Below are 19,637 nucleotides of genomic sequence, written 5' to 3'. Positions count from 1 at the left end.
CGCCGGAGAATTGGCGACTGATCGGCCGAACGTCCTCGCAACCGGCCGATCGGGATCATTTCCGGCGATGTCGGAACACATGGACGCGCCACACCAGTTGCTGAGCCATTCTTCAGCCTCGCGGCAGGGTTCCGCGGCTCGGGTGGACAGCGGTCAGCCTTCGCCAGTTGTCTTTTCCACCACGGGCTGCGGAACCGTTTCCATCTCGGCCGCCGCCTCGACCGCTCGCGCCTCGGCCGGCTTGCGCCGGTTGCGGATGAAGGCGGCGATGCGGTCGCGGATTTCGCCGGCACTGAGAAACACCGGAACGCGCGCCACCGGCGCGGTCGGCTCAAAGGACAGGCCAAGGCCGGTGATCCTGCCCTTGTCGTCGACGTCGCGGACGATCAGCTCGATCGGACCGAGCAGCACGCGGTCGGCATATTCGGCGTGGCCGCCGAGCCGCGTAGTGACCAGGTCGCCAATGCTGAGCTTGCGTTCCGCTTCGGTCAGGCCCGGCGCGTAGGCGGTTTCCAGTTCCTCGGCGGGGCGTGACGGATCGACGGCGAAGGCGCCGAAGAAATCCGCGTCCTCGGGATCGACCACGGCACGGCTGGCGAACAGCTTGTCGAGCAGGCGCGGATAGCGGTCCGGCACGAAGATGTAGACATGGTCGCCGGCCGCGAGCCGGCCCATATCCTGGAAGCGCATCGAGCGTCCGTCGCGCAGCACCAGCGACGGCCGCGCCCAGCGCGGAATGCGTTCGCCGCGCGCCACCGGGCTGCCAGGTGACACGCGGTAGGCGAGAAGCTCATGATGGGCGGAGCCCGGCAGTTCCAATTCGACCTTGTCGAGCGGTCCCAGGCGGGCCGGCACGATAAGGCCGAGACGGCGCGCCAGCGGCCCGACGGTCCATCCCTGGATGATCAGCGAGACCAGCACGATGATGAAGGCAGTGTTGAAGATGAGGCGGCCGTTCTCAAGACCGCCGAGCAGCGGCGTGATGGCAAGCAGGATCGACACGGCACCGCGCAGGCCAACCCACGAGACGAAGGCGACTTCCGGGCGTGGCAGACGGAACGGCACCAGGCAGAGCCAGACGGCGATTGGCCGTGCCACAAATACCAGGAACAGGCCGAGCAGCACTGCCGGCACCAGGATCGCCGGAAATTGTGAAGGCGTCGCGAACAGGCCGAGGATCAGGAACATGATGATCTGCGCCAGCCACGACATGCCGTCCTGGAAGCGCTTGAGGATGGTCACGGCCCGGATATCGGAATTGCCGGCAATCAGGCCTGCGAGATAGACCGCCAGGAAGCCGGAGCCGCCGACGGCACCGGCGGCAGCGAACACCATAAGCGACAGCGTCAGCACGAAGATCGGCAGCAGGCCGTGATCGAGATTGAGGCGATCGACAAGGCGCACAATGGCCATGCCGCCGAGAATGCCGATGACCGCGCCGAGCCCCATGTTGACAAGGAAGCCGACGGCAAGATCGGTGACCAGCACCTTGGCCTCGGGGTGGGTATTGCCGGCGATGACCTCGACCAGCGTGATGGTCAGGAAGATGGCGATCGGGTCATTTGTGCCGGATTCCACCTCGAGCGTGGACCGCACGCGCTCGCGCAAATTGATCTCGCCGGCGCGCAGCAGGAAGAACACCGCCGCGGCGTCGGTCGAGGCGACGGCGGCACCGAGCAGGAAGGATTCCAGCCAGGTCAGGTCGAGCAGATAATAGGCGGCGGCGCCGAAGAGCCCGGTGGTCAAAAGGACGCCGAATGTGGCCAGCGACAGCGCCGGCCCGGCCGCCTGCCGCAAGGCGTTGAGCGGCGTGCCGAAGCCGGAATCGAAAAGGATGACCGCCAGCGCCAATGAGCCGGCAAAATAAGCAACTCGGGCATTGTCGAAATGGATGCCGAGACCGTCGGTTCCGGTGGCGAGGCCGATGCAGAGAAACAGCAGCAGGAGAGGGGCGCCGAAACGGAAGGCGATCAGGCTTGAAAACGCGGCGGCAACGACAAGTGCTGCGCCAACGAGCGTCACAAGATAGATACCATGCTCCATTCGTTGGTCGCCCCTAGTCGATATGCTACGGCATCACGGGAGAGTGGGGCGAAGACATGGCCGCTGCAAGGCAGCAGCGTGGCTTTTTGCCCCACGCTGCCGATCGTCGAAAGTTTTGGCACCCCCGAGCAGCGGAGCGTGCCTCGGCGGTTCGTGCTGCAATGAAAAACGCCCGGACTGAGCCGGGCGTCTCCAAGTCGAGAAGCTGGCTCTGCGATCAGGCGATGGTCTTGCCGAAGGCGACGGCGGTATCGCCCATGCGGTTGGAAAAGCCCCACTCATTGTCGTACCACGACAGCACCGAAACGAAGTTGCCGTCCATGACCTTGGTCTGGTCGAGCGCCACGATCGAGGAATGCGGATCATGGTTGAAGTCGATCGAAACATTGGGGTGACGGGTAACGGCGAGGATGCCCTTCAGCTTGCCGTTCGAGGCGGCGATCACCGCGTCATTGATCTTCTGGACGGTGGTCGGCCGTTTGGCGATAAACTTGAAATCGACGAGCGAGACGTTCGGGGTCGGCACGCGGATGGAGATGCCGTCGAGCTTGCCCTTGAGTTCGGGCAGTACCAGGCCAATGGCCTTGGCAGCACCGGTCGAGGTCGGAATCTGCGACAGCGCGGCGGCGCGGGCGCGGTAGAGGTCCTTGTGCATGGTGTCCAGCGTCGGCTGGTCGCCGGTGTAGGAATGGATCGTCGTCATCATGCCCTTCTCGATGCCGACCGCCTCATCCAGCACGGCCGCCAGCGGCGCCAGGCAGTTGGTGGTGCAGGAGGCGTTCGAGATGACGATGTGGTCCTTGGTCAGCTTGTCGTGATTGATGCCATAGACGACGGTGAGATCGGCGCCCTCTGCCGGAGCGGAGACGAGAACGCGCTTGGCACCGGCGGTCAGATGGGCGACGGCCTTGTCGCGGGCGGTGAAGATGCCGGTGCATTCGAGCGCGATGTCGATGCCAAGCTCCTTCCAGGGCAGTTGCGTCGGATCCTTGATCGCGGTGACCTTGAATTTTTCCTTGCCGACGATGATCTGGTCGCCGTCAACCGTCACCTCATGCGGAAAGCGGCCATGCACGCTGTCGAAGCGCAGCAGATGCGCGTTGGTCTCGACCGGGCCGAGATCGTTGACCGCGACGACGTCGATATCCTTGCGGCCGGATTCATGGATGGCGCGCAGGATGTTGCGGCCGATGCGGCCGAATCCGTTGATGGCAACTCTGACGGTCATTGTTCTCTCCCTGGGAGTTGGAGGCCGAAGATCAAGTCCGCAGCTTCATAACGGCGGACGGGCAAAGAATCCAGCCGCCGAGGCGTGGATTTAAATCGATTAGTGCTCCACCGCCCGGCAAAACCGCTATGCCAGCCTTTGCCGGGCGAGGCTCACTTTCATTTGCCATGCAGACGGGCTTCCGCCGCCTTCACCGTTGCCTCGGCTGTGATGCCGAAATGCGGGTAGAGCTGTTCGATGGTGCCGGAGGCGCCGAAGCCGGTCATGCCGACAAAGATGCCGTCGGTGCCGATGAAGTGATCCCAGCCCTGACGGATGCCGGCTTCGATGGCAATCTTGAGCGGCGCATTGCCGATCGTCCTGCTGCGATAGTCGGCGCTCTGCTTGTCGAACAATTCGAAACACGGCACCGAGACGACGCGGGTCGCGTGGCCGTGCTTTTCCAAGGCCTCGCGGGCGGCCAGCGCGATCTCGACCTCGGAGCCCGACGCGAAGATCGTCACCGCCGCCTCGCCACTGGCGGCGGCAAGTTCATAGGCGCCGCGGCTGGAGAGGTTTTCCGCAACGAAGTCGTTGCGTACCGTCGGCAGGTTCTGCCGGGTCAGCGCCAATGTCGAAGGCGTCTTTTCCGACTCAATGGCCAACTGCCAGCATTCCGCGGTTTCCACCGCATCGGCGGGGCGGAAGACATTGTGGTTCGGAATGGCGCGAAGTGCTGCCAGATGCTCGACCGGCTGATGGGTCGGGCCGTCTTCGCCAAGGCCGATGGAATCATGGGTCATGACGAAGATCGAGCGGATGCCCATCAGCGAAGCAAGCCGCATCGCCGGACGGGCATAGTCGGAAAAGCACATGAAAGTGCCGCCATAGGCGATAATGCCGCCATGCAATGTCAGCCCGTTGAGCGCGGCCGCCATGCCGTGCTCGCGAACGCCGTAATGAACGTAGCGCTGGCCGTAATCGTCGGCGGTGATGTTCTTGGTCTGGCTGGTCTTGGTGTTGTTGGAGCCGGTCAAATCGGCCGAGCCGCCGATGGTTTCGGGCACGGCGCCGTTGATGACCTCCAGCGCCATTTCCGATGACTTACGGGTGGCGACCTTCGGCTTGTCGGCGGCGAGCTTCTTCTTGTAATCGCCAATGACGGCGTCGAAGTTGGCCGGCAGCGTGCCACTGATGCGGCGTTCGAACTCGCTGCGCAATTTGGCATCAGCCTTGGCAAGGCGGCTTTCCCAGTCGGTGCGCGCCTTGACGCCTGTCCGCCCGGCGGTACGCCATGCGTCGAGGATATCGGCCGGAACCTCGAAGGGCGGATAATCCCAGTCGAAGAATTTTCTGGCGCCAGCGATTTCCTCGGCGCCGAGCGGCGAGCCATGCGCCTTGTTGGTGCCGGCCTTGGTCGGCGCGCCGAAGCCGATGGTCGTCTTGCAGGCGATCATCGTCGGCTTGTCGGAGTGGCGGGCCGCTTCGATGGCATAGGCGATCGCTTCCGGGTCCTGGCCGTCGATATGGCTGGCATTCCAGCCGGACGCCTGGAAGCGGGCGACCTGATCGGTGTTATCGGCGAGCGACACCGGGCCATCGATCGAGATGTTGTTGTTGTCCCAGAAGACGATCAGCTTGTTCAGTTTCAGATGCCCGGCAAGCGCGATGGCTTCCTGGGATACGCCTTCCATCAGGCAGCCGTCGCCGGCCAGCACATAGGTGTAGTGGTCGACGAGATCTTTGCCGAAAGCGGCATTCATGATGCGCTCGCCGAGCGCGAAGCCGACCGAATTGGCAAGGCCCTGGCCGAGTGGGCCGGTCGTCGTCTCAATGCCCGCGGCATGGCCGTATTCCGGGTGGCCCGCCGTCCTCGACCCCAATTGGCGGAACTGCTTGATCTGGTCGATGGTGATGTCTTCGTAGCCGGTCAGATAGAGCAGCGAGTAAAGCAGCATCGATCCGTGGCCGGCCGACAGGATAAAGCGGTCGCGGTCCGGCCAATGCGGGTTTTTCGGATCGTATTTGAGAAAGCGGGTGAACAGCACCGTGGCGATGTCGGCGCAGCCCATGGGCAGTCCGGGGTGGCCGGAATTTGCCTTCTCGACGGCGTCCATGGCGAGAAAACGGATCGCATTGGCCATCCGGTCATGTTGTTCGCGCGAGGTCATGCTTCCTCCAAAATGGGGGTTTGGGCCTTGGGAAAGCCCTTGAAAAGGGTGCGCGACACATAGCAGGCGCGGCCTTTTAGTCAACAAATCGGTGTGCTTTTGCCGGTCTTGTGATGGCCGTGCGCGACTTACATTAGCGTTAGCAGGGGACAGTCGCGACAGCTTTATTGACGTGCGGTTCACACGACGCGTAATGTTTCAGGGATAACGCGTTCTGAACGTGGATGATTCGGTGATGGGCAGGGCGCAGGACGAAAGCCATGACCGGGGAAACGACCCTCAAGGAAGTCATTGCCAGGCTGGGTAAGGCCATCGAAGGGCTGGAAAACGCCGTCGCGGCCAAGCTTGAGCATGAGCGGGACTATTCGGAAGCCGAGGCCGAAGTGCAGCGGATGAACGCCGACCGCTCGCGGCTGGCGCAGGAGCTCGACAATTCCGAGGCCCGCGCCGAACGGCTGGAAGATGCCAACAAGGAAGTGTCGCGAAGGCTGGTGACAGCTATGGAAACCATCCGCGCGGTACTGGACAGGTAGGCCAATGGCACAAGTCACGGTTTCCATCGACGGCAAGCAGTATCGGATGGCCTGCGACGAGGGCCAGGAAGAGCATCTGATCGATCTTGCCGAGCGCTTCGACCGCTATGTCTCGCATCTGAAGGATTCTTTTGGCGAGATCGGCGACCAGCGGCTGACCGTGATGGCCGGCATCATGGTCATGGACGAGCTTTCGGAACTGCAGAAGCGGGTCAAGGGCATGGAAAGCGAAGTGCTGACGCTGCGCAAGACGCGCGACGACGCACTGACCAAGGCCGACAAGAACGATTCCGTGCTGACCGGGGCGCTCGGCGCACTGGCCCAGCGCATGGAAGACCTGGCGACGACGCTGGCAGTGAACAAGGCCTGAACCAGCGCAGCGAAAATTCCTGCTGCATTTGCCGAGAAGCAATGAAAATATTTCGCCGCCGGCCTTGATGCCGGCGCAACAGGCGTTTGAAGGATGACGCCGGAGTGATAGAAAGGCAAAAGCAGCGCCGGGCAACGCCGGCTGCGATCTGCACGCACAGGGTAAGGGACACGTCATGAGCCTTCGCATCAACGATATCGCACCGGACTTCACCGCTGAGACCACGCAAGGACCGATCAGCTTCCATGAATGGATCGGCGACGGCTGGGCGGTATTGTTCAGCCATCCGAAGAACTTTACGCCGGTTTGCACGACCGAACTCGGCACAATGGCCGGGCTCGAAGGCGAGTTCAGGAAGCGCAACGTCAAGATCATCGGCATCTCGGTCGATCCCGTCCAAAGCCATGAAAAGTGGCAGAACGACATCAAGACCGCGACCGGTCATTCGGTGAACTACCCGCTGATCGGCGACAAGGATCTCAAGGTCGCCAAGCTTTACGAGATGCTGCCGGCGGGTGCCGGCGAGAGCTCGGAAGGCCGCACGCCCGCCGACAATGCCACGGTGCGTTCGGTTTACGTCATCGGGCCCGACAAGAAGATCAAGCTGGTTCTCACCTACCCGATGACGACGGGCCGCAACTTCGACGAAATCCTGCGCGCCATCGATTCCATGCAGCTGACCGCCAAGCACCAGGTGGCGACGCCGGCGAACTGGAAGCAGGGCGAGGACGTCATCATCACCGCTGCCGTCTCGAATGAGGATGCCATCAAGCGCTTCGGCGCCTATGAGACGATCCTGCCATATCTCAGGAAAACCAAGCAGCCTTCCGCCTGAGCAGGCAGAGGCGGCACAGAGAGTTTTCGGTTTTCCTGGCCGTGTGAGCATGGGGTGCTTGACGATGCCTGGTTGACGGACAACCATGCCTTTAATTTGCCGTGGCAGAGAAAATCCTTCCTGCCGTGGTGAGGGGCGAAGGAGGCTGGATTGGACGCATTATCGGCCAGGTCGCAGGTCACCGGCTTCTATGACAAGCCGAGCGGGTCCGTCCAGTATGTGGTCGCCGACATGGCGACCCGCAAATGCGCCATCATCGATCCGGTGCTCGACTTCGACGAAAGGTCCGGTGCAACGGCAACGAAAAACGCCGACGCCCTGCTCGACTTCGTCAGGGAAAGCGGGCTGGAGGTCGAGTGGATCCTCGACACGCATCCGCATGCGGATCATTTCTCCGCCGCCCATTATCTGAGGGGGAGAACCGGAGCGCCGACGGCAATCGGCGAGAAGGTCATCGACGTCCAGAAATTGTGGAAGGTGATCTACAACTGGCCGGAATTCCCCGCCGACGGTTCGCAATGGGACAGGCTGTTCGCCAACGGCGCAACTTTTTCGGTCGGCGGCATTGCGGCAAGAGTGCTGTTCTCGCCGGGCCACACACTGGCCTCGATCACTTACGTCATTGGCGACGCCGCCTTCATCCACGACACGCTGTTCATGCCGGACAGCGGCACCGCAAGGACAGACTTTCCGGGCGGCAGTGCCGAGCGGCTCTGGCGTTCGATCGAGGACATCCTGGCGCTGCCGGACGAGACACGTCTGTTCGTCGGTCACGACTACCAGCCGGGCGGTCGCGAAGCGCGGTGGGAAAGCACGGTCGCGGAGCAGAAAGCCGGCAACATCCATGTTGCCGGCTGCAAGACGGAAGCCGACTTCGTCGCGCTCCGCCAAGCCCGCGACAGGACGTTGCCGATGCCGCGGCTGATCCTGCACGCGCTGCAGGTCAATATGAATGGCGGACGCCTGCCGGAACCGGAATCCAACGGGCAGCGCTATCTGAAGTTTCCGCTCGATTGCCTGTGAGAGGATGGGTCGCTGGCACTACAATGCCATTCAGACTCGGCGCCGCCCTCATCGTTCTGCGATGGTCATCCAAGCTATTGATCCTGATTCGATTTTTGCGATGTTTGAATCCGATAGGTCTATGCGGGACGACGGTGGCGGCAGCCGGATGAGGAGCAGCGCAGACGCCAGCCAGTCGAGCGTCAGGGTTTTGTTCGGCGGGCTAAATGTTCATACGTGATTTGCCAAGGATCGCTCTCGGAAGATCTTTCCTCGCCGATCCAATGGAAGCTGGTGGCAGTGATCTCGGTGAAACGCCATCGAGTTTGCAGACCGCGCGAGTCATTGCCGAGCTGGACAATGTCCTTACCCTCGGCCCGCCCGATCTGGCGCGAGTGATCCCGGTTGAGCGGGTCGTTCCATATGATATGCCAGCCATCGATCCCAGGGTCGAAGATGCGCAAGGTTGTGCCATACATCGCGGACGGAGCAGGGCGCTTGGGCCTGATCCAAACGTCCTGAATCGCGCGGCCTTCGAGCACCCAGCCAAAATGGCATTCGCCATCCCATTTCTGGATTGTGCCGTCGTCGAGGTAGTGGACCGAGTCCATCTCCCAGCTTCCAATTAGCCATCCATACAGGGCCATGTCTTTCGCTCGATCGGCTGGCGGACCGTCGGATCCGAGGGCGGCCAGAAACGGAGAAATCGTCATCACGACACTGCCTTTCGTTTCCAATAGACGAACTCAACTGCCCGGCGCAGCCCGGCGGACCGTTGTCGCGCCCGCCTGCCGCAAGCGCCGGGTTGTGGAATGCCGCGGTCGGCGCCGCAACATTGCCGCCACAGCTTGCAGCCTTGCGGTTTTCAGGGCTTGGGGAAAATTGCGACAATGCCGCTATCAATGAGATCGTCTGGGGACGCCTGGCAAGGCTACTGAGCAGTTAGGGCGACGGATCGGACATCCGCGAAGGCGCCGCGGAACCGGCAACCCGCTAATGCATGTCGCGCAAAAGTGTGCAGCGGTTTGGCGATAACGACATGCATAAAAACAAGAATCTAAAGCGCGTCGCACAAGGCCGGCCCGAACGCGACGCGCTTTAGAAAAAAACGGCGGCGCCAGTTACCTGACGCCGCCGTTATTTGTTTCTACCGGAGGGCCTTACGCCGCCGGCTGCGCCTCGATGGTGCGCAGCGCCTGCGTCTGGCGCTTGGCTGCGGCCTTGACCGCGTCCTGCACCTTCTCGAAGGCGCGCACCTCGATCTGGCGCACGCGCTCGCGGCTGATATCGAACTCGGCCGACAACTCTTCAAGCGTCAACGGCTCATCGGCGAGGCGGCGCGCCTCGAAGATGCGGCGTTCGCGGTCGTTGAGCACGGCAAGAGCGCCCGACAGCATGCCGCGCCGGTTTTCCAGCTCGTCCTGCTCGATCAGCATCTCTTCCTGGCTTTCGTGGTCGTCGACCAGCCAGTCCTGCCATTCGCCGGACTCGCCTTCACTGGCCCGGATGGGCGCATTGAGCGAGGCGTCGCCCGACAGGCGGCGGTTCATCGACACGACTTCCGCTTCCGAGACGTTCAGCCGGGTGGCAATCTCGGTGATCTGATCGGGCTTCAAATCGCCTTCGTCGAGCGCCTGGATCTTGCCCTTCACCTTGCGCAGGTTGAAGAACAGGCGCTTCTGGTTGGCGGTGGTGCCCATCTTGACCAGGCTCCACGAGCGCAGGATGTATTCCTGGATCGAGGCCTTGATCCACCACATCGCATAGGTGGCGAGACGGAAGCCGCGCTCCGGTTCGAATTTCTTGACGGCCTGCATCAGGCCGACATTGCCTTCCGAGATCACCTCGCCGATCGGCAGGCCATAGCCGCGATAGCCCATGGCGATCTTGGCGACGAGCCGAAGGTGGCTGGTGACGAGCTTGTGCGCAGCTGTGGTGTCCTCATGCTCGGCATAGCGCTTGGCGAGCATGTACTCTTCCTGCGGCTGAAGCATCGGAAAGCGGCGGATTTCTTCCAGGTAGCGGCTGAGACCGCCTTCGCCGGAAACGATACTGGGTAATGACTGGGCCATGATAGCGCCCCCTCTCTATTGGAGTGATGCCCCCGAAACGCGGCGGGCATGTGGCGCGAATGCCAAAGGCACATTCGCGCCAACCGACATATATAGGAACAAAACCAGAAAGACAGGCATTTGTTCAACACGAAACAGTGTGTCACGTTGAAGTGAACAACGCCGGTCAGGTTTTCAGGTGGTTGGTTCAGAGCTTGCGGAAGCCGTCGACGAGTTCCTCCATGTCCCACGGTATCGGTGCTTCGAACCTCATCGTTAGATGGGTATCGGGATGGCGAAATGCAAGGAGGCGGGCGTGCAAAGCTTGTCGCGGAAACGCCTTTACCTCGCTTCTTAGCGGCTCGGGCAACCGATTGGCCTTGGTGCGGAAAGCCTGGCCGTATTCGGGGTCGCCAATCACCGGATGGCCGATATGGGCCATGTGGACGCGTATCTGGTGAGTGCGACCGGTTTCCAGTCGGCATTCGACCAGGCTCGCCGTGGCGAATTCCTGCTGCTGCTCGCCAAAGCGCTCAACGACGGTGAAATGCGTGACGGCGTGGCGGGCATCGTCGCGGCCTTGCGGCACCACAGCGCGGCGTACCCGGTCGGCGGCGCGGCCGAGCGGCGCGTCGACCGTCCCGGTCGGCCTTGCCGGTATGCCCCAGACCAACGCCAGATAGGCGCGCTCGAGATCGCCGGTCAGGCCGTGGTCGGCAAAGGCCTCCGACAACGCCTTGTGGGCGCGATCGGTCTTGGCGACGACCATGACGCCGCTGGTCTCCTTATCGAGGCGATGGACGATGCCCGGCCGTCTCACCCCGCCGATGCCAGACAGGCTGTCGCCGCAATGATGGATCAGCGCGTTGACCAGCGTGCCGGTCCAGTTGCCGGCGCCGGGATGCACGACCAGCCCGGCCGGCTTGTTGATGACGATCAGCTCGCTGTCCTCGTAGAGGACGTCCAGCGCAATATCTTCGCCTTGCGGCGCCGCTGGTTCCGGCTCCGGCATATCAACCGACACGCTGTCACCTTGCGCCATCTTGCGCTTCGTTTCGCTGGCTGGCTTGCCGCCGATCCTGACGGCGCCCTGCTTTATCAGCATCTGTACCCGGCTGCGCGACATGTCGGGGCCGAGCCTGGCCGCCAGCCATTGGTCGAGCCGCTGGCCGGCCGCATCAGCGCCCGCCTCCAGGACGATCGGTCCGGCCCCTATTAATTGTCTGACCACTTCGTTATGAGCGCTCATCGAAAACAGTTCCGGAATCTGCTGCCATGGCCCGGCCGCTTGCCGACGAAGACGAGGAAAAGCCGCTCGACCCCGAGGTCGAAAAGGTGCGGAGGAAGCTCGTCCGCTTCGTCGCCATCAATCTCGGCCTGCTGTTCCTCGCCCTTATGGTGGTGATCGCGGCACTTGTCTACAAAGCGCGCAACGCGCCGCCTGCCGCCCCTCCGCTAAGCAGCGACATCCAGGTGCCGATCGGCGAGACGGTCAACGGCGACATCGTGCTGCCGGTCGGCGCCAGGGTGATCAGCCAATCGCTGTCCGGCAATCACCTGTCGATCGACGCAGAGCTGCCCGACGGCAGCCGCGCCATCTTCGTCTATGACATCACCGAGCGCCGCATCGTTGGCCATTTTTCGATCAGGAACAAATGACCGGTTTTGCCGAACACCGCAGCATTGCCACGGTCGCGCTTGTCGTCGCAAATTATGACGAGGCGATCTCGTGGTATGTCGACCAGCTGGGTTTTGTCCTCACCGAAGATGTCGATCTCGGCGGCGGCAAACGCTGGGTCACGATCACGCCGCGCAACGGGCAGGGTGCGCGCCTGCTTCTCGCCGAGGCATCCGGCGATGCGCAAAGGCACGCCATCGGCGGCCAGACCGGCGGCCGGGTCTTTTTGTTCCTCGAAACCGACGATTTTGCCCGCGACTATGCGCTGATGCTCGAAAAGGGCGTTGAGTTCCGTGAGGCGCCCCGGCACGAGACCTATGGCACTGTGGCGGTTTTCGCAGATCTCTATGGAAATCTCTGGGACCTGATCGAGCCAAAAAGCTAGGCTTGCAGCGGATACTTCACCGGCGCGATCGGCAGCCTTAAGCCTAGTTGCTTTTTGCCAGCCGTCAGCCTATATCGCCGGTTCTTGAACGCGCCCATCGTCTAGCGGTCAGGACACCGCCCTCTCACGGCGGGAACAGGGGTTCGATTCCCCTTGGGCGTACCAAGTCTCTCCCAGCTCTCGGCAAACCATCAATCCGATCCATCGCCTTGGGTCGCGGCGGGTTTGGCTCATTGCCGCTTCTGGCGCAGCGGAGCCGATTGCATTAGCATTGCATCGTGGGTCTTGAGGCACAGCGTTAGCGGCGCGCAGAACGTCGCGCTGAACAGGGCAGTCGATGCCACGCGGGGAGGAGCCAGATACAGAAACTACAATCGCAAGGCGTCCATCACGCTGGTCGGCACTGCCTGGAGCCGACCTGAGCTACAGCTGCCGGCGGCGGGTCGTTTTGGCGAGCTCGGCGAAGGCGCCTCTCCCTCGAAGGGTGGATGCCGGGAAGGCCCTTAGCACCGGCCAGCGAAAGCTGCGCGCGACGCGCATGGCTGGGCTCTAAACGCGCCATACTCCAGTTGCAGTATCGTAGCTTCTTTGCCGTTCGAATTTCTCTCAGTCATGGCTTCGCACGATACCAAGATATGCTGCGAACGACACATCCACGGCGGGCTCAACCATTCGATCTATTCCGGCAAGCCGAAAAGTGTTTGCGCGCCTGCTATTCCTCCGAGCGGATGACTGCCCATGGCGATCATCCGCTCGGTAGTTTCTGCCTCGAACACTGTCGACGCGAGCACCGTCCGTCCCAACGGCTTGCACAGCCCCTCGATGCGGCTGACAAGATTTACAGCCTTGCCGATCGCGGTGAAGTCCAGCCTGCCGGCAGTGCCGATATTCCCCCAGAGTATCTCGCCGACATGCAGGCCAATGCCATATCCGAGCTCAGGGCCGCCATTGCGGCGCCGAGTTTGGTTGAGATGATCTATCCCGGCGCGCGTGGCCTTCACGGCGCGTACCGCCGCGTCACATGCGGCATTTGCATCGCGCTCGCCAATCGGGAAAATCGCGAGGACGCCATCACCTATAAACTTGAGAACCTCACCACCAAATGCGTGCACCGCGCCGGCGACGCAATCGAACCAGGCATCAAGTACCAATACGATCTCGTCTGCATCATGAACCTCGGATAGATCGGTGAAACCTCGAAGGTCCGCGCACAGAAGCGCAGCCCGTATCGTCTCTCCCTTTACTCGACGAGAATGACCGTTGAGCACATGTGCTGCACTGCGCTTTCCCAAATATGCCTCGAGCAATGCGCGTTTCGCGGACCGTTCTGCGAGTGCGGTCATCGGAGCCGCAGCAAACCGGGAGATTTGCCGCAGCAGCTCTGACTGCGCCTCATCCGGAGTATGATCGAACGCCCACACCAAAGTCGGTGCGACACCGCCCGCTCGCTCGTCGAACACGATCGCCCGCGTCGTGCCAAGCCACTCCCGCAGCACGAGCCGGGGATCGGCATTCTGGCGGTCGGCGCCTATCCCCAAAGCCTCGACCACTTCACCCCCAGGCGCTCGCCAGAGCCAGATGCGGCGTGAGATAATCGGGTCGGGAGCATCCTGCGCCAGCGCGCCGGCGATGATCGGCAAGCCGTCTTCAATCAAATGCGTTGAGAGCTGCAATAGAAGTCGCCCACCGTCGCCAATATGCGCGGCGTCGTCCAGAAGGAATGAAAGCGACTTTGCGAGAAGCATGGGTAGAAGGTCACTCGGCACCGGCTTATGCTTACGCCTCGAACATCTTCTTGCAACTCCCCACATTCGCTTCAATCATGCAGGTATTCGATGCGGATGTGACCTGGAGTGAGCGATGGCGCAATCGGTTTACACAGAGATTGAGGTCGCCGCGCCACAAGCGACCGTGTTCGCGCTTTTGACGGATCCGGACCAGATCGTGCGATGGATCGGGACCGAAGCGAATTTGGATGCAACGCCGGGCGGTCTGTTCCTCGTCAATGTCGGTGGTCGCCATATGGCGCGCGGTGAGTTCACCGAAGTGATCCCGGTCCACCGTCTTGCCTACAGTTTTGGCTGGGAAGACAACGAGACCGTGCCGCCCGGCTCCAGTCATGTCGAGATCGACCTGATCGCGAGGGATGCGGGGACACTGATCCGCTTCACGCACAGCGGACTGCCGAACGCAAAGGAGCGTGACAGCCACCGAAGGGGATGGGAGCACTACCTCTCAAGGCTGAAGATCACTGCCGATGGGGGACATGTCGATCCCGACGTGCCGATGAAGAATATGTGATTTTCATCTAAGGGCCGCGGATGCCCGTAATCCGAACCAGGCGCGGCATGCGTCAACGAGGGCCCCTTTGACCTGCCGTCGCCAAACCGGCGCTCGGGAAACCCAGCGACCTGCGGGCCGCCGCACCACTACAGCTGCCGGCGACGGGTCGTTTCAGCGAGCTCGGCGAAGGCGTCCGCGATCCCGGTGCCGCTCTTGGCGCCTGCGTGGAGTTCTTGAAACTCAGCGCTTCTGGCGCAACGCCTCGGATTGAATTAGCATCCGTTCATCAAAGCTCCGGCCGCACTCCTGCAGGATGCGGAATGCGGAGCGCAGGCGAGCGAGGCCGGGCGCGGTCACATGCCGGGCGCCGATCCAAGCGCGGCTGGGCATCCGAACTTCCGTTCGGCGGCAAGACGGCGTGGCCGGGAGGAGTCAGATGCAAAAGCTGCAATCGCAAGGCGTCCATCACATCACGCTGGTCGGGGCCGGTCGCCAGACTTCCATCGATTTCTGGGAGGGCGTGCTTGGCATGCCTTTCATCTTCGAGCAGCCCAATCTCGATAAGGCAAGCGAAAGCCATCTCTATTTCGATCCGGGCGACGGCCGGCTGATCACCGTCTTCACCGACGAAAGCCGCACGCCGGTCAAGCGGCGCACGCCGACCGACACCGGCTGCGTCCATCATATCGCTTTTGCGGTGTCGCGCGTCACCTTTCTGCAGGCGGTTGCCCGGCTCGACGAGCGCGCCATCAAGCACAGCGGCGTCAAGGATCGCGGCTTCATGGACTCGATCTATTTCGAGGATCCGCTCGGCCTGCTGATCGAACTCGCCTCCTACCGTTTCGAACCACCGGCGGGCTTCACCCATGCCGACGTGCTGATGCAGGCGCACAAGATCCGCGTCGCGCGCGGCGACTACAACATCGCCGAAGTGCACCTTGCCGATGCGATCCAGGCGCTTGTCGAGCGCTCGCGCACGACCTTGTCGGAGGATCGCGCACCGAAAAATCCATACTGACGACACGCCAAACAAAGGGAGGACATAATGGCAAAGACAGCAACGAAGAGTGCGAAAAAGCCCGCCGCCAAGGCAGCCAGGCCAGGAGCGAAGCCGGCGGCCAAAGCCGCCGCCAAGTCAGCGGCGAAAGTGGCAAAGCCGGCGGCCAAGGTCTCCGCCAAGAAGCTGGCGCCGATGGCCAAGGCGAAACCGGCGAAAAAGCCCGCGCTCTCGCTCAGCATGCTGAAGCCCAGCGTCAACAATATGAGCGTTCGGGTGTTTGCACGCGCCGCCGGGCTCGATCATTCCGAGACCGACGTATGGGGTCTCACGCGCTCGCCCGAATACATGGCGCGAAACCCGGCCCATCTGACGCCGATGATCGAGGACAAGGGCCTGCCGAGAGGTGTCTTGTGGGAAAGCTGCGCCATTATGCAGTACCTCGCCAACAAGCACGGGCTGGAGAAACTATATCCCAAGGCGCCGGCCAAGCGGGCAATGATCGACAGTGCCATGTTCTACCTGATCGGGACGCTCTACCCCTATGTGGCGCGCGCCACATATCCTGTGCTGAATTTCCCGCAATATGCCGGCGAGGTCGGCCACAGCGACGCCCACCCCGACAAGAAGTCGGAAGCCCAGAAGGCCGCTATAGAAGCGATAGCCGAGCCGCTGGAGGTGTTTCACAGCTTCTTCAGGAACGGCAAGCCGTTCATCGGCGGCAAGAACCCGTCGATCGCCGACATCCGCCTGGCGGCGACGCTCGAATTCCTCGCCGTCATCGACTATGCGCTGCCCCAATGGGCAAAAGACTATATGGCGGCGATCGAGAAGAAGCTCGGCAAGGCCTATGCTGAGCCGGCCGGCGACGTGCGCGGCTATATCGCCTATGTGCGGTCGCAGGCCAACGCCTGAGGCACGTGCAGGCCGGCGATCGTCCGCACGTTCTGCGGGAGCCGGTAATGATCTGAGGTAATTCTTTCTTACTCTCCCCTGTTTGCACGATGTGGGGAGCTTAAGGTTTCGTTAACCGAAACCCTTTCTACTGGTATCCACCTCCAGCTTGCGACCACGGATGTACTGGCGCGGATGGAAAGCAAAGGTCGGCTGCTCGCCGGCCTTTGCTTATTGCAGCCCTGCCGAAGTTTGCGGCTGACGGCGCTTCACGACGCCTGAATGGCTGATGAAGCGCGTTGCCGGCATCTTGCCATCGCCGATGTGGGCCCTACCATCGAAGTAGTCCCGTCCTCGATGGCGGTTCAAGGACAGAGGCCCTGTCATGAAAAGCATTGCTGGAATGATGGTGATTGCAGGCGCCATGCTGGCGGGTGCAGCCGGTCAATCGAATGCAGCGACGCTCAACACCATGCCCGAGGTCGGGGCTGCCATCCAGGCGTGCTGGACCCCTCCGGCGAATGCCGGGAATTCCACCGTCACCCTGAGCTTCAGCTTCAGGCGCGATGGCACGCTGATCGGCCGGCCCAAGCCGACCGCCATCCGCGTCGCCGGCGAGGAGAAGACGCGCCAAGCTTTTGTCGACGCGGCGGTCGCGGCCGTGGACCATTGCCTGCCGTTGAGCTTTTCACCGGCGCTGGCTGAAGGCATCCCGGGCAAGGTGTTCACTCTGCAATTCAACTCGCCCAAACAAGAACAGGCTGCACCGCGAGTGAAGGCTTCGCCTTGATCTTTTCCGACAACCGGATTCCACTTTTCGGGACCTAATGCATGTCGCGCAAAAGCGTGCAGCGGTTTTGCGACAACGACATGCATTAGACAAGAACCTAAGCGCGTCGCATGACGCCCGGTCGACCGCGATGCGCTTTAGTGGCGCCTTCGTCTCGCCTCGACATGTCGCGCCAGTTCCGGCACCTCGAAGACATAGTCGCTCCAAGCCGATTCCGGTATCTGGCCGGCGAGATAGCACTCCAGCAAAAGCCTCTGCTCGTGGTCGAGTGGCCTCGGTGCGCGTTCATGGTCCAACCAAAGTGAATGGAACAGATTCCTGGTCAGGTCCGCGACAGTGAAGTGGATCGACATTTGCGGTCTCCTCCTTTGGCCGCTCAACGCCGATCCCAGGGCTAAGGTTTCAGCGACGGCCGGCCGGTAACGCCGGATTGATCGCGATGCCGAACCCGCCGCGCGCATCAAACTTCGCCGTGGCGGGCGTCCGCCGGCGTTGCTGCCGGTTCGTCTCAATCTTGAAATAAAAATGTAATATTGAATTTACACGAGTAGATCTAATACACTAGAGCTAAAGTCTCTGGTGGCGGTTTGATCTACTTCAATTAGGAAAAACTGATTTAGCTAGTACTTATCCATAGTCGACAAAGAAATCATGTTCTCGGTGCAACAAGGATAATGGTCGTTCCAATGACACGCTTCTGGCCCCTCACGATTCTGATGCTGGTGTCGGCAATAGCCGTTGCGCTCGGCACATCCTTCTCCTACGCGGATAGCTGCGGTGCCATCAGGAGCCAATTGCTTTCGGCGGGGCGCAGCGGCGGGACCAGCCCCGAGCTTGCCCAACTGCGCCGGCAACTCGCCGCGATTCAAAAGCTTGAGAGACAACGCAGATGCGCAGCGAAAACCGCCGGCTTCTTCTTCAATCCCTGCGCCGACCTGGTCAGCAGCAAGGCGGAGGTGCAACGGCAGATCGCCAGACTGTCGAATTCGAGCAGGGACACGTCCGGACTGAAGGCCAGGTTTGTCGCGCTGGGCTGCGCCGCCCCCGCTGCCAAGAAACAGCCGGCGCAGCAACGCCCGGCACCCAAGGCCCAGTCCGCAGGCACAACAATTGGCGGCAATCGGATGCTGTTTTGCGTTCGCTTGTCGGACGGATATTTCTTCCCCGCGCCAAAATCGCAGTTCGCCAAGAGCGACGATCTGAAGGAAACGGTCGATCAGTGTCGCTACATCTGCGACGATGCCGGCGTCGACCTCTATACGCTGAGCGACGCCACTCGCGAGACCGAGGAGATGGTCGCGCTCGAGTCGGGAAAACCCTATGTGGAGCTACCTGCCGCGTTCCGGTACCGCGACGACGCGAACTTCAAGGCCTGTGACGTCAAGCGCTATTACCAGCGCGTTGCCGAACTCAGGGCACGAACCGTGACACCGGCCAACATGAGCAACGCCATCATTCCGTTGCCGACCGCAAAGCCGGATCTTGGCGTCGTCGCGGAAATTCCTGAATCCGGGATCGAAACTGCCGGTGCGGCTCTCGCAGGGGCAAAAACGTCGGTTTTCGAGGTGCCAGGGACTGCCCAGCATCAGTCGATCGAGAAAGCGATCGGCGCGCGGCCGGTGAGAGTGGTCGGGCCGGCCTTTTTCCCGGCGGACTGACCAGGGCGGGCGATGTTCCGAGACGGCTGGCCGGATAGCCGCTTCAAGGCCTGGAGCCGTGCGCATCGACCGACGTCGGCTGGTTATTCGCAGACCATGCGGGCCCGTTTACCGGGCTCGCTGACATTCTTGCAAGTTAGCGGCTTCGTCGACTCCGGCGACAGCATGGGCGGGTTGTTGGTGACCCTCCTCCGAGGCGTTGCAACGGAAGCCGCGCTCCTGCGCACCGCCGGCCTTTTCGGCGTTTGCGGCGCCACTGGAAAGACGTCGGTCTCCAGTTGCGACTGTTCGGCTTGCGCCTGCGGCGAAGGCCTGTCCCAGAAACGGCGAACATCGAGCGGCTTGGGAATGATGACGGTGCCGTCATAGCTGCGCGCGCAGCCGCTTCCCAGAGGCAGCGCCAGGCACAGGAAGACAGGCAGAATCCGTCGAGACATCAGCAATACCCCTGCAAGCTTATAACGCTGCTTCGGCCTAACCGACAACCCGCGGAATAGGGCGAAGGGAGTAGATACCGTGAAGTAGAAGTCGTCGCACTTCCAGTGGAAGGCGTTGCTCGAAGATCGAGCGCCGGGTCGGGCGCGGATGGAGGTCCAGCGCGAGTTAGAACCTTGCGATTCGTCAACGCTTCCAGCGTAAGGCCATGGTGCGATCGCACCATACCAAAGCCGCGCTCAGTGGCGACAATGGGATATTCGAAGTTCCGCTCCTCCAGTTACGGGCGGGAGCAGCGACCGCCG

The 19,637-nt window shown here is 61.9% G+C and carries 20 protein-coding genes and 1 tRNA gene; 12 read left to right on the top strand and 9 right to left on the bottom strand.

Annotated features, from left to right (window positions below):
* Positions 1 to 153: 153 nt before the first annotated feature.
* The 3 genes from NKH33_RS05790 to tkt form a co-directional block, all read right to left on the bottom strand.
* Complete coding sequence (locus tag NKH33_RS05790) at positions 154 to 2,043, bottom strand: potassium/proton antiporter (protein WP_352918449.1); 1,890 nt, start codon at positions 2,041 to 2,043, stop codon at positions 154 to 156.
* A gap of 217 nt (positions 2,044 to 2,260) precedes the next feature.
* Positions 2,261 to 3,271 carry a type I glyceraldehyde-3-phosphate dehydrogenase gene (gap, locus tag NKH33_RS05785; RefSeq protein WP_352918447.1) on the bottom strand — a complete coding sequence of 337 codons (1,011 nt, stop codon included), beginning with the start codon at positions 3,269 to 3,271 and terminating at the stop codon, positions 2,261 to 2,263.
* A gap of 158 nt (positions 3,272 to 3,429) precedes the next feature.
* A complete protein-coding gene (tkt, locus tag NKH33_RS05780; RefSeq protein WP_352918446.1) occupies positions 3,430 to 5,421 on the bottom strand; it encodes a transketolase in 1,992 nt (663 codons plus the stop codon).
* A gap of 260 nt (positions 5,422 to 5,681) precedes the next feature.
* Here tkt and NKH33_RS05775 point away from each other — a divergent pair, with 260 nt between their 5' ends.
* The 4 genes from NKH33_RS05775 (at position 5,682) to NKH33_RS05760 (ending at position 8,182) form a co-directional block, all read left to right on the top strand.
* Positions 5,682 to 5,954, top strand: a complete 273-nt coding sequence (locus NKH33_RS05775) for a DUF4164 domain-containing protein (RefSeq protein ID WP_006200774.1) — start codon at positions 5,682 to 5,684, stop codon at positions 5,952 to 5,954.
* A 4-nt stretch (positions 5,955 to 5,958) separates the two neighbouring features.
* Positions 5,959 to 6,324 (top strand): cell division protein ZapA, encoded by a 366-nt coding sequence (locus tag NKH33_RS05770; protein ID WP_254816554.1) that lies wholly within the window; start codon positions 5,959 to 5,961, stop codon positions 6,322 to 6,324.
* 175 nt (positions 6,325 to 6,499) lie between these two features.
* Complete coding sequence (locus NKH33_RS05765) at positions 6,500 to 7,159, top strand: peroxiredoxin (RefSeq protein ID WP_023678511.1); 660 nt, start codon at positions 6,500 to 6,502, stop codon at positions 7,157 to 7,159.
* A gap of 150 nt (positions 7,160 to 7,309) precedes the next feature.
* Positions 7,310 to 8,182, top strand: a complete 873-nt coding sequence (locus tag NKH33_RS05760) for an MBL fold metallo-hydrolase (RefSeq protein WP_352471144.1) — start codon at positions 7,310 to 7,312, stop codon at positions 8,180 to 8,182.
* A gap of 182 nt (positions 8,183 to 8,364) precedes the next feature.
* Here the strand turns inward: NKH33_RS05760 and NKH33_RS05755 are convergent, their stop codons facing one another.
* The 3 genes from NKH33_RS05755 to NKH33_RS05745 form a co-directional block, all read right to left on the bottom strand.
* Positions 8,365 to 8,874, bottom strand: a complete 510-nt coding sequence (locus NKH33_RS05755; protein WP_352918444.1) for a hypothetical protein — start codon at positions 8,872 to 8,874, stop codon at positions 8,365 to 8,367.
* 447 nt (positions 8,875 to 9,321) lie between these two features.
* Positions 9,322 to 10,233: an RNA polymerase sigma factor RpoH gene (gene rpoH, locus NKH33_RS05750; RefSeq protein WP_023678514.1), complete on the bottom strand. Its 912-nt coding sequence runs from the start codon at positions 10,231 to 10,233 to the stop codon at positions 9,322 to 9,324.
* Between the two features lie 187 nt (positions 10,234 to 10,420).
* Entirely contained in the window at positions 10,421 to 11,461 is a 1,041-nt protein-coding gene (locus tag NKH33_RS05745) for an RluA family pseudouridine synthase (protein ID WP_352471142.1), read from the bottom strand.
* A 26-nt stretch (positions 11,462 to 11,487) separates the two neighbouring features.
* Between NKH33_RS05745 and NKH33_RS05740 the strand changes: the two genes are divergently transcribed.
* From NKH33_RS05740 to NKH33_RS05730, 3 genes are all read left to right on the top strand, one after another.
* Entirely contained in the window at positions 11,488 to 11,871 is a 384-nt protein-coding gene (locus NKH33_RS05740; protein ID WP_352540246.1) for a fimbrial protein, read from the top strand.
* On the top strand, positions 11,868 to 12,275 hold the full coding sequence (locus tag NKH33_RS05735; RefSeq protein WP_352918442.1) for a VOC family protein: 408 nt from the start codon (positions 11,868 to 11,870) through the stop codon (positions 12,273 to 12,275). Before NKH33_RS05740 ends, NKH33_RS05735 begins: the two co-directional genes overlap by 4 nt.
* A 90-nt stretch (positions 12,276 to 12,365) precedes the next feature.
* Positions 12,366 to 12,440: transfer RNA gene (locus NKH33_RS05730), tRNA-Glu, on the top strand.
* 512 nt (positions 12,441 to 12,952) lie between these two features.
* Here NKH33_RS05730 and NKH33_RS05725 read toward each other — a convergent pair.
* Positions 12,953 to 14,020: an adenylate/guanylate cyclase domain-containing protein gene (locus tag NKH33_RS05725; RefSeq protein WP_352703759.1), complete on the bottom strand. Its 1,068-nt coding sequence runs from the start codon at positions 14,018 to 14,020 to the stop codon at positions 12,953 to 12,955.
* Positions 14,021 to 14,135: 115 nt separating this feature from the next.
* Here NKH33_RS05725 and NKH33_RS05720 point away from each other — a divergent pair, with 115 nt between their 5' ends.
* The 4 genes from NKH33_RS05720 to tolA all read left to right on the top strand — a co-directional run bounded on the left by NKH33_RS05720 (position 14,136) and on the right by tolA (position 17,239).
* The gene (locus NKH33_RS05720) at positions 14,136 to 14,576 is read left to right on the top strand and encodes an SRPBCC family protein (RefSeq protein ID WP_352918440.1); all 441 of its coding nucleotides are present in this window, start codon (positions 14,136 to 14,138) and stop codon (positions 14,574 to 14,576) included.
* Between the two features lie 418 nt (positions 14,577 to 14,994).
* On the top strand, positions 14,995 to 15,576 hold the full coding sequence (locus NKH33_RS05715; protein ID WP_352540244.1) for a VOC family protein: 582 nt from the start codon (positions 14,995 to 14,997) through the stop codon (positions 15,574 to 15,576).
* A 27-nt stretch (positions 15,577 to 15,603) separates the two neighbouring features.
* Positions 15,604 to 16,470: a glutathione S-transferase family protein gene (locus tag NKH33_RS05710; protein ID WP_352918438.1), complete on the top strand. Its 867-nt coding sequence runs from the start codon at positions 15,604 to 15,606 to the stop codon at positions 16,468 to 16,470.
* Between the two features lie 364 nt (positions 16,471 to 16,834).
* Entirely contained in the window at positions 16,835 to 17,239 is a 405-nt protein-coding gene (tolA, locus tag NKH33_RS05705) for a cell envelope integrity protein TolA (protein ID WP_352471136.1), read from the top strand.
* 137 nt (positions 17,240 to 17,376) lie between these two features.
* Here tolA and NKH33_RS05700 read toward each other — a convergent pair whose 3' ends face one another.
* On the bottom strand, positions 17,377 to 17,592 hold the full coding sequence (locus NKH33_RS05700) for a hypothetical protein (protein ID WP_352768213.1): 216 nt from the start codon (positions 17,590 to 17,592) through the stop codon (positions 17,377 to 17,379).
* A gap of 333 nt (positions 17,593 to 17,925) precedes the next feature.
* Here NKH33_RS05700 and NKH33_RS05695 point away from each other — a divergent pair, with 333 nt between their 5' ends.
* Positions 17,926 to 18,897 (top strand): DUF2865 domain-containing protein, encoded by a 972-nt coding sequence (locus tag NKH33_RS05695; RefSeq protein WP_352540242.1) that lies wholly within the window; start codon positions 17,926 to 17,928, stop codon positions 18,895 to 18,897.
* An 83-nt stretch (positions 18,898 to 18,980) separates the two neighbouring features.
* Here the strand turns inward: NKH33_RS05695 and NKH33_RS05690 are convergent, their stop codons facing one another.
* Positions 18,981 to 19,334: a hypothetical protein gene (locus NKH33_RS05690; RefSeq protein ID WP_352540241.1), complete on the bottom strand. Its 354-nt coding sequence runs from the start codon at positions 19,332 to 19,334 to the stop codon at positions 18,981 to 18,983.
* Between the last annotated feature and the right edge of the window lie 303 nt (positions 19,335 to 19,637).

It is taken from the genome of Mesorhizobium sp. M1182, assembly GCF_040318335.1.
Lineage (GTDB): Bacteria > Pseudomonadota > Alphaproteobacteria > Rhizobiales > Rhizobiaceae > Mesorhizobium.
This window is presented reverse-complemented; position numbering and strand designations above follow the sequence as displayed.